The organism is Thermodesulfovibrionales bacterium, assembly GCA_035686305.1.
GTDB lineage: Bacteria > Nitrospirota > Thermodesulfovibrionia > Thermodesulfovibrionales > UBA9159 > DASRZP01.
The window spans coordinates 1-7807 of sequence record DASRZP010000145.1; the positions used below are offsets into that span (position 1 = coordinate 1).

Sequence of the window (7807 nt, forward strand, 5' to 3'; positions counted from 1 at the left end):
AAATGCACTTGGCCTTATTTTATGCTCTTTCAGACGCTATACGAGGCTGGATATCATTAGGTAGGCAATTCAATGGCTAAATTGAAGTGCAATTCCAATTACTTACGAGACATGGGAGATCCATCGGCGAAAGTCGGGTCATAACCTCAATGTAGAATGATCGCATTTTTTTGTTCATTATTTACTCCCTAATGCGGGGCTGAGCGGTGCCCCGGAGGGGAATCCTGCTCCTGTGCCTGGTTCGCCCCGCAGCGGAGCGGAGGGGTGAATCAGGCACACCGCTCAGCGCCGCGTTCCTCCCCGGAGCGAAGCGGAGGGGAGGAACGACCATGCTAACCAGCGAGCGCAGAGGCCAAAAATGAAAACCAAACCGCGTTTATTGCGAGTCTGGTTGAGCATTTTGTTCTGCAAAATTTTATTTGATTTTTCTTACCATCCGGCAGTGCTTTCATCAATATCGATTTCAGCAGTCATGGGGATTGAAAATGTATTGTTGTACATGCGAATATTTGATGCACCTGCACTGCGGATGCCTATGCCGGTGGACCCGACAAGATGACGATAATATTTTTCAACTGCGTCGCGAAAGGCGGAATAGTTAAGCGGACCAGAATAGCCTTGTGGCTTGCTGACTTCAATGCTACCACCTTCAAATTGATCACCCACGGCAAGTTTAATATCAACGGACAAATCGTCAATTCTTTTGTCTGGCAACTGAAGAGAAAAGAAAATGCGAGATACCATAAATTCGTCATTACTTCCAAGTTCCTGAGCATTTTGAAGGCATTTGTGAAACAGAATTTTAGCTTTCATCGGGTTTATCTCCTTCGTGAAAGGTGGTGATTAAAATGTGTAAAATTGCGGCTAACAAAACAACAGACGGTTCTTATGTCCATAATTGCCTGATCGAGCGACGGTTGGATGATGTTTCGGATTGTCTTTTTTTTATAGTTCCTGATGGATCAAGTATGATTACTAAACTGGATAGATATGCCATTATTCCGATTGAAGAATATAACCGATTGAGGGCAAAAGATTGAGTTGTCTTTATTATCATTTTATGCAGAACCATGTTATTAAGCGACATACAGAAGTTTAGCAGAAAAAGGTGATTTTGTGAAATAGAAGTTGACATAACACCTTGATATCATTATATTGATTTGTCGCTCATCATAACAAGAATAGTGCATAGCGTCATCGAAGGGGGCGCCGGGATGATCAGTGTGCCGATTGAAATAGTGCAACAGTTTGAATCGAAGCTCGCCAAGCATTCGGTTCCTTCAGTCCAGCATGGTTATTACAAAAAATGGCTCAGGTATTACCTGGACTTCTGCTCTAAATACCATTGTGCTGATGCCTCCTCGAAAAGTCTGCCACTGTTTCTCAAAAAGTTAAAAGAAAAAAGGCAAACCGATATGCAGATCAAGCAGGCGGCGCATGCCATATCCCTTTATCTCGACCTCATGACGCGGTTCAATACGAGCCGGGTTCCAGCGGAGAGCAAAGCTTTGGCGCCGGTCACTTCGGCAGTCGCGTCTCTCTCTTCTGATAAACCGGCATGGGACAAGGCGATCGCGGATCTTGCTGCTGTCATCAAAACCAGACACTACTCGCCCAAGACGCTCTCGTCATACACGATCTGGGTCAATAAGTTTCGCGGCTTCAAAAAAGGAACACACCCTTCTTCTCTCACTACAACGGATGTCAAGGACTTCCTTACCCATCTCGCTGTCACGTGTAATGTATCCCCCTCATCACAGAACCCACAGCGACGTAAGGACCACGATGATCTATACCCATTGCGTGCCGAGCAGGACGGTAAAAGAGGCAAGAAGTCCCTTAGATTTTTGAGCGGCCCTTGTATTAAACATAGTGGCGCCGGTTAACGGCTACAGAGTCCGCTTGATATTCTTCATTCGAAAGAACAACGAACGTAAAATCATTCTGCTTCCCTTCCAAAATACCTTCACCTGATTTCGACGTATACACCGCAAAATGGCCGCCAGCCCTTGACTTTTATCGCCTTGATAATATTAAATGTAAGGATGCGCAGACCTTTTTTGGCGGCAAACTGGAAGATGAACAAGACCATACCGGAGGCGATGGATTTCGTCCATCACTTTCTCCCCACGGTTTCCGGCGTCACTGACGCCGACATTGCCATAGCCCCGCCCTTCACTTCGCTCTTTGCGATCGCAGAGCGGTTTATCGGGACGAACGTGAAACTTGCGGCTCAGAATGTCTTTTACGAGGAAAAAGGGGCATTCACCGGAGAGATATCACCCCTCATGCTTAAGGACATAGGCTGCGATTACGTGATCATCGGACATTCAGAGAGAAGGCAATATTTTCATGAGACCGATGACATCGTAAACAGGAAGATCAGTGTCTCTCATAAGAACAGACTCGCCGTCATTCTCTGTATCGGCGAATCTCTGGCTGAGCGGGAGTCAGGAAAGACCTTTGACGTTGTCCGGACCCAGTTGACGCGTGGCCTTAAGGAGATCGGCAGACAAGACCTGGTGATCGCCTATGAACCGATCTGGGCGATCGGGACCGGAAAGACGGCAACAGCAGCGCAGGCACAGGAGGCCCATAATGTTATCAGGAATACCTTGCGGGAGATCTATGGCAACACCGCCGATACCATAAGGATTCTCTACGGAGGAAGCGTGACGCCCGAGAACATCGACAGCCTCATGGCCTGTCCTGATGTTGACGGCGCGCTCGTCGGAGGCGCAAGCCTTAAACCTGAGAGCTTCGAAAAGATCGTTACCTTTACGAGGGGGACAAAATGACAACATTTCTTCTCATCATTCATACCACAGCCTGCATCTTTTTGATTTCTGTAGTCCTGCTCCAGAGCAGCAAGGGTGCCGAGATGGGAGCCGCCTTTGGCGGCTCCAGCCAGACGCTCTTCGGAAGCCGGGGAGCGGCGACATTTCTTTCCAAACTTACCACAATTTGTGCTGTCGTCTTTATGATAACTTCACTCCTCCTTGCCGTTCTCTCGGTCAAGAGCGGGTCGGTCATAAAGCACACGGCTCCGCTGGAACAAAAACCCTTCCAAACGGTACCCCAGCAGGGAGCGGTTCCGGCGCCTCAGCCGCAGGCACCGGTGCAGCAGGCGCCTCAACCCCCAAAATAGGTCTAACCGGCAAGAAGTATTGGCTGATACTAAGAAGGGTACCTGTCATCCCCTTATGCATTACGCCTTCCGGAGTACGGTTGTTCTCATCATCCTCTTCCTCTCCTCCTGTTCAAGAGAGCCCGAAATAAAGAGGCCCTTTGACATCACCGTAGGCTTTGGCGCCGACGCCAAACGCCTTCTTCCCCTCCTGGCATCGGACAGCGCATCGGGCGACATCAGCGGCTACATCTTTAACGGACTCACAAAATACGACAAAAATATCAAGGTTACCGGTGACCTCGCGGAATCCTGGGATGTGAGCGCCAACGGACTGGAGATAACCTTCCATCTGAGAAAGGGAGTCAAATGGCATGATGGTGAAGAATTCACTGCTGATGATGTTGTCTTTACCTATAAGACCGTCACCGACCCGAAGGTCCCGACACCCTATGGGAGCAATTACGGCCCTGTCGAAAGGGTTGAGGTTGTTGATAGATATACGGTACGCGTTACTTATAGAGAGCCCTATGCCCCTGCCCTCGAATCATGGGGCATGGGCATCATTCCCAAACATCTCCTGGGAGGGAAGAACATAGCTGAAGAGAGCTACAACAGGAACCCCGTTGGAACAGGGCCTTACAAGTTAAAGGAATGGGTGACGGGCCAGAAGATTGTACTCGAAGCCTTTGATGACTATTTTGAGGGCAGACCTCATATCGACAAGTACATAGCAAGGGTAATCCCTGACACGGCGACCATGTTTCTCGAACTGAAGTTCGGCGGGATAGATTTTATGGGACTGACCCCGCCTCAATATAAGCTTCAGGCCAGTTCAGAGCGCTTCACCAGGTATTTTCAGAAGTTTCGGTATCCCGCCTTCGGCTACACCTATCTCGGTTTCAATCTCCTTGATCAGCGCTTTGCGGACAAGCGTGTGAGGAGGGCGATCACCCATGCCATCAACAAGAGGGACATTATTGACGGTGTCCTCCTCGGATTTGGAACACCCTGCACAGGACCCTTTCCGCCTGAATCCTGGGCATACAATCCCAACGTCAGCGATCCCGCTTACAGCCCCGAGAGGGCAAGAGAGCTTCTTAGGGAGGCCGGCTGGTCGATGGGCAGCGACAGCATTTTTTCCAAGGACGGCAGACCTTTCCGTTTCACGCTCTTAGTGAACCAGGCGAATGACGTGAGATTGAAGGCAGCACAGATCATCAAGGAGAACCTCAGGAGAGTCGGCATTGACATGAACATAAAGGTCCTGGAGTGGCAGGCATTGCTTCATGAATTCATCGACAAGAAGAGGTTCGAGGCGGTCATTCTGGGATGGGCACTCTCGCGAGACCCAGACATCTATGACATCTGGCATTCCTCAAAGACAAAGGAGGGTGATTTCAACTTTATCTCCTATAAGAACGACGAGGTCGACAGGCTCCTCATCGAAGGAAGGAGCACCTTCGATCTTGCAGAGCGAAAGAGGATCTATAACAGAATCCACACTATCCTTGCGGAAGAACAGCCCGTCACCTTCCTCTTTGTTCCCGATGCCTTACCTGTCCTCCACAAACGTTTCAAGGGAGTCGAAAAGGCGCCTCTCGGCATCTGGTATGATTTCATACACTGGTCCGTACCCAAAAACAAGGCAGAGTGGTACTGACCTGATCTGAAGATCCCTTAGGGTACGAATCCCAATCCCATGCAATATTGACACACAGACGTGCCATTACAATCAGGGCAGACTTCCGTCGCAGACTCTGCGAAGCCGTCTCCCAGAACCAGCGTTGCAAACTCTGGTTTCTGACTCCTGGCTCCCGCAGATACATTCATGGTTGTATGACACCGGGAGCATATGCCGTTGCCACAATCTCTCCATATGGGGTGCTCTCCGGAACACTGCGGACACTTCTTCATTGTACCTCCTTGTACATCGCGGCTTGTTGATCTATCCACGACTTTCTGGCCGCGATTTGCTGGGTGTGAGTTTTAATCATAAGCGATCGTGATGGTTTTTTCTATCAGACGGTTGACGATTTTTTTGTAAGACATCGCCGATACGCTGTCAGATTTTGTCTTACAACATTTTTTGAAGTTCTCGGAAAAAGCCGGAGTTGCGTCCATGTTCCTCATAACTGCATAAAGTAAATCCCCCTTCCCCTCTCTTAGCCGAAGGGCGGTTTGGGGAGCGTTGTTTGGTTCAATATCGCCGTACTCGCGAACTCCTTCAAATGACTTCTCCCGATAATATTGCTATACTATTCTTAGGTAGAGAGACGCTTCTCGCATAGATCAGTCGACTAGGAGGGCCAAATGAAAGAAGAATTCTCTTCCCCGCATACAGGGGTTTCAACTCTGGACCGCTTGACCCATGCCTGGCTCGGACGCCTGACCTTGGGCGTTTCACCGGCGGCACTCATGTCGGCCTACTTTGACTGGCTTGTTCACCTTGCCATTTCACCGGGCAAGCAGGCTCAGCTTGCGGAGAAGGCGGTCCGCGAGATCCTGAGGTTCCATCTCTACGTTGCCAGGGCTGCCGTAGACCCTGCAACTGAACCCTGCTTTGAGACCCCTGAGGACCATCGTTTCTCCCATGAGGAATGGCAGCGCTGGCCCTTCAATCTCCTCTCCCAGTCTTTTCTTTTGATTGAGCAGTGGTGGCGTGAGGCAACGACGAGAATCCAGGGCGTTTCCTGCCATCATGAGGATGTCGTCTCCTTTGTTGCACGTCAGCTCCTCGACATCTTTTCTCCCTCGAACTTCATCCTCACAAATCCTGAAATCCTGAAGAGGACCATGGAGCGCGGAGGGAGCAACCTTATCAGAGGCATGCTGAACCTTCTTGAGGACTGGGAAAGGGCGGTATCCGGAAAAAAGCCGGTGGGTACCGAGGGCTTCAAGGTCGGGGCCAACCTTGCCGTCACACCGGGGAAAGTAGTCTATCGTAACCGCCTCATTGAGCTGATTCAGTACACGCCGACAACAGAGACCGTCTACGGAGAACCGGTCCTTATCATTCCTGCCTGGATCATGAAGTACTATGTTCTTGACCTCTCCCCCCATAATTCCCTCGTGAAGTATCTTGTAGACAAGGGACATACCGTGTTTATGATCTCCTGGAAGAACCCCGGTCCCGAAGACCGTGATCTTCGCCTGGAAGATTATCGGACCCTCGGTATTATGGACGCGATGGAAGCAATCTCAGCCATTGTGCCCGGACAGAAGGCTCATGGCGTAGGATATTGTCTCGGCGGCACATTGCTCTACATTGCCGGTGCGGCCATGGCAAGGGACGGCGACGACCGTCTCAAGAGTATCACCATTCTTGCAGGAGAATCAGACTTCACCGAGGCAGGTGAACTCATGACCTTTATCGATGAGAGCCAGGTCAATTATCTCGAAAACCTCATGTGGGACCAGGGGTATCTTGACGCCAGGCAGATGGCCGGCGCCTTTCAGCTTCTCCGCAGCAACGACCTGATCTGGTCGCGCCTCGTGCATGACTATCTCCTCGGTGAACGGGAGCCCATGATCGACCTTATGGCCTGGAATGCTGATACGACACGAATGCCCTATCACATGCACTCAGAGTATCTGAGAAATCTCTTTCTCAACAACGACCTTGCCGAAGGCCGCTTTGAGGTGGGAGGCAGGCCGATTACGATAGGCGATATCCGCGTTCCCATTTTTGCTGTGGGAACAGTAAAGGACCATGTCGCCCCCTGGCGTTCGGTCTATAAAATTCACCTTCTCGCAGATACTCAGGTGACCTTCGTGCTGACAACGGGCGGTCATAATGCGGGCGTCGTGAGCGAGCCGGGCCATCCCCACCGTTCCTATCAGATCGGCACGAAAGAAGAGTCTGGAAAGTATATCGATCCCGATACATGGCAGACTGTCACGCCGAGACATGAGGGGTCCTGGTGGCCTGCGTGGCAGAACTGGCTTGCCATCCGTTCCAGCGGCTCCGTGCCGCCGCCGTCCCTGGGATCGGCACAAAAGGGCTATCCTCCTCTCGATGATGCTCCGGGTGCCTATGTGCTCCAAGAGTAGGAAAGGGATACTGAGAAGCATGCGATCTCTAAAGCGTCCCATCAGGACCCTATCGAAAAGTAATGGGTAATACGATAGTGATTAAGAGACAGAACCGGAGATACCTCGTAAAGCTCCCTGTGGAGATAAGCTCAGGTCATCATTCGCTGAAAGGGACGACAATAAGAATATCGGAAAGGGGATTGTTTGTCAGGTCACAGAAAGGTTTTCGTGTCGGAATACCTGTTGACATAACCCTGCATCTGACGGAAGATAATCTCTGCAGAGCAAAGGGCATCATCAGGTATGTGAGAAGCACCCATCTATCGAAGCAAGGGAATGGCATGGGCATCGAGTTTACGGAAACGAGTTATAAATATCAGGAGTTTATAAAGGCCGTCGAGAAGGAGAAGGGCTGATTCATCAAAGCCTCTCAAGGCATCTATCCCTTCCACCCGTATTTCCCCACGAGGGGCACAAAGACGCAGGGGGTATGATATTCTCTGTATAGTCTTCCCTTCTCCTTTACCGTCTTCTCAAGCTGCTGTGAAAATCTGTCTCCGACGGGCGCCAGGATTATCCCGCCTTCTGCAAGCTGCTCAACGAGGGGTTGGGGGATTTCGGGAGCTGCTGCCGTAATGAGGACCC

At 50.5% G+C, this 7807-nt stretch carries 8 protein-coding genes; 6 read left to right on the forward strand and 2 right to left on the reverse strand.

Going from position 1 to position 7807, the window contains the following annotated elements:
- Positions 1-429 precede the first annotated feature (429 nt).
- Positions 430-813 carry a hypothetical protein gene (locus VFG09_15550; GenBank protein ID HET6516568.1) on the reverse strand — a complete coding sequence of 128 codons (384 nt, stop codon included), beginning with the start codon at positions 811-813 and terminating at the stop codon, positions 430-432.
- Positions 814-1214: 401 nt separating this feature from the next.
- On the opposite strand from VFG09_15550, the gene VFG09_15555 reads away from it, so the two are divergent.
- The 6 genes from VFG09_15555 to VFG09_15580 all read left to right on the forward strand — a co-directional run bounded on the left by VFG09_15555 (position 1215) and on the right by VFG09_15580 (position 7578).
- On the forward strand, positions 1215-1886 hold the full coding sequence (locus VFG09_15555; protein ID HET6516569.1) for a phage integrase N-terminal SAM-like domain-containing protein: 672 nt from the start codon (positions 1215-1217) through the stop codon (positions 1884-1886).
- A 174-nt stretch (positions 1887-2060) separates the two neighbouring features.
- On the forward strand, positions 2061-2798 hold the full coding sequence (tpiA, locus tag VFG09_15560) for a triose-phosphate isomerase (protein ID HET6516570.1): 738 nt from the start codon (positions 2061-2063) through the stop codon (positions 2796-2798).
- Positions 2795-3148 (forward strand): preprotein translocase subunit SecG, encoded by a 354-nt coding sequence (gene secG / locus VFG09_15565; protein ID HET6516571.1) that lies wholly within the window; start codon positions 2795-2797, stop codon positions 3146-3148. The genes tpiA and secG overlap by 4 nt, the downstream gene beginning before the upstream one ends.
- Positions 3149-3167: 19 nt before the next feature.
- On the forward strand, positions 3168-4790 hold the full coding sequence (locus tag VFG09_15570; GenBank protein ID HET6516572.1) for a peptide-binding protein: 1623 nt from the start codon (positions 3168-3170) through the stop codon (positions 4788-4790).
- A gap of 650 nt (positions 4791-5440) precedes the next feature.
- A complete protein-coding gene (locus tag VFG09_15575) occupies positions 5441-7180 on the forward strand; it encodes an alpha/beta fold hydrolase (GenBank protein ID HET6516573.1) in 1740 nt (579 codons plus the stop codon).
- A 62-nt stretch (positions 7181-7242) separates the two neighbouring features.
- Entirely contained in the window at positions 7243-7578 is a 336-nt protein-coding gene (locus VFG09_15580; protein ID HET6516574.1) for a PilZ domain-containing protein, read from the forward strand.
- A 23-nt stretch (positions 7579-7601) separates the two neighbouring features.
- Here VFG09_15580 and VFG09_15585 read toward each other — a convergent pair.
- Positions 7602-7807 (reverse strand): protein-L-isoaspartate O-methyltransferase (locus VFG09_15585; protein ID HET6516575.1); only part of this gene is annotated, 206 nt, incomplete at its 5' end.

Coding starts and splice junctions, on each gene's coding strand:
- VFG09_15550 (HET6516568.1), bottom strand. CDS start 813: ATGAAAGCTAAAATTCTGTTTCACAAATGCCTTCAAAATGCTCAGGAA.
- VFG09_15555 (HET6516569.1), top strand. CDS start 1,215: ATGATCAGTGTGCCGATTGAAATAGTGCAACAGTTTGAATCGAAGCTC.
- secG (HET6516571.1), top strand. CDS start 2,795: ATGACAACATTTCTTCTCATCATTCATACCACAGCCTGCATCTTTTTG.
- VFG09_15575 (HET6516573.1), top strand. CDS start 5,441: ATGAAAGAAGAATTCTCTTCCCCGCATACAGGGGTTTCAACTCTGGAC.
- VFG09_15580 (HET6516574.1), top strand. CDS start 7,243: ATGGGTAATACGATAGTGATTAAGAGACAGAACCGGAGATACCTCGTA.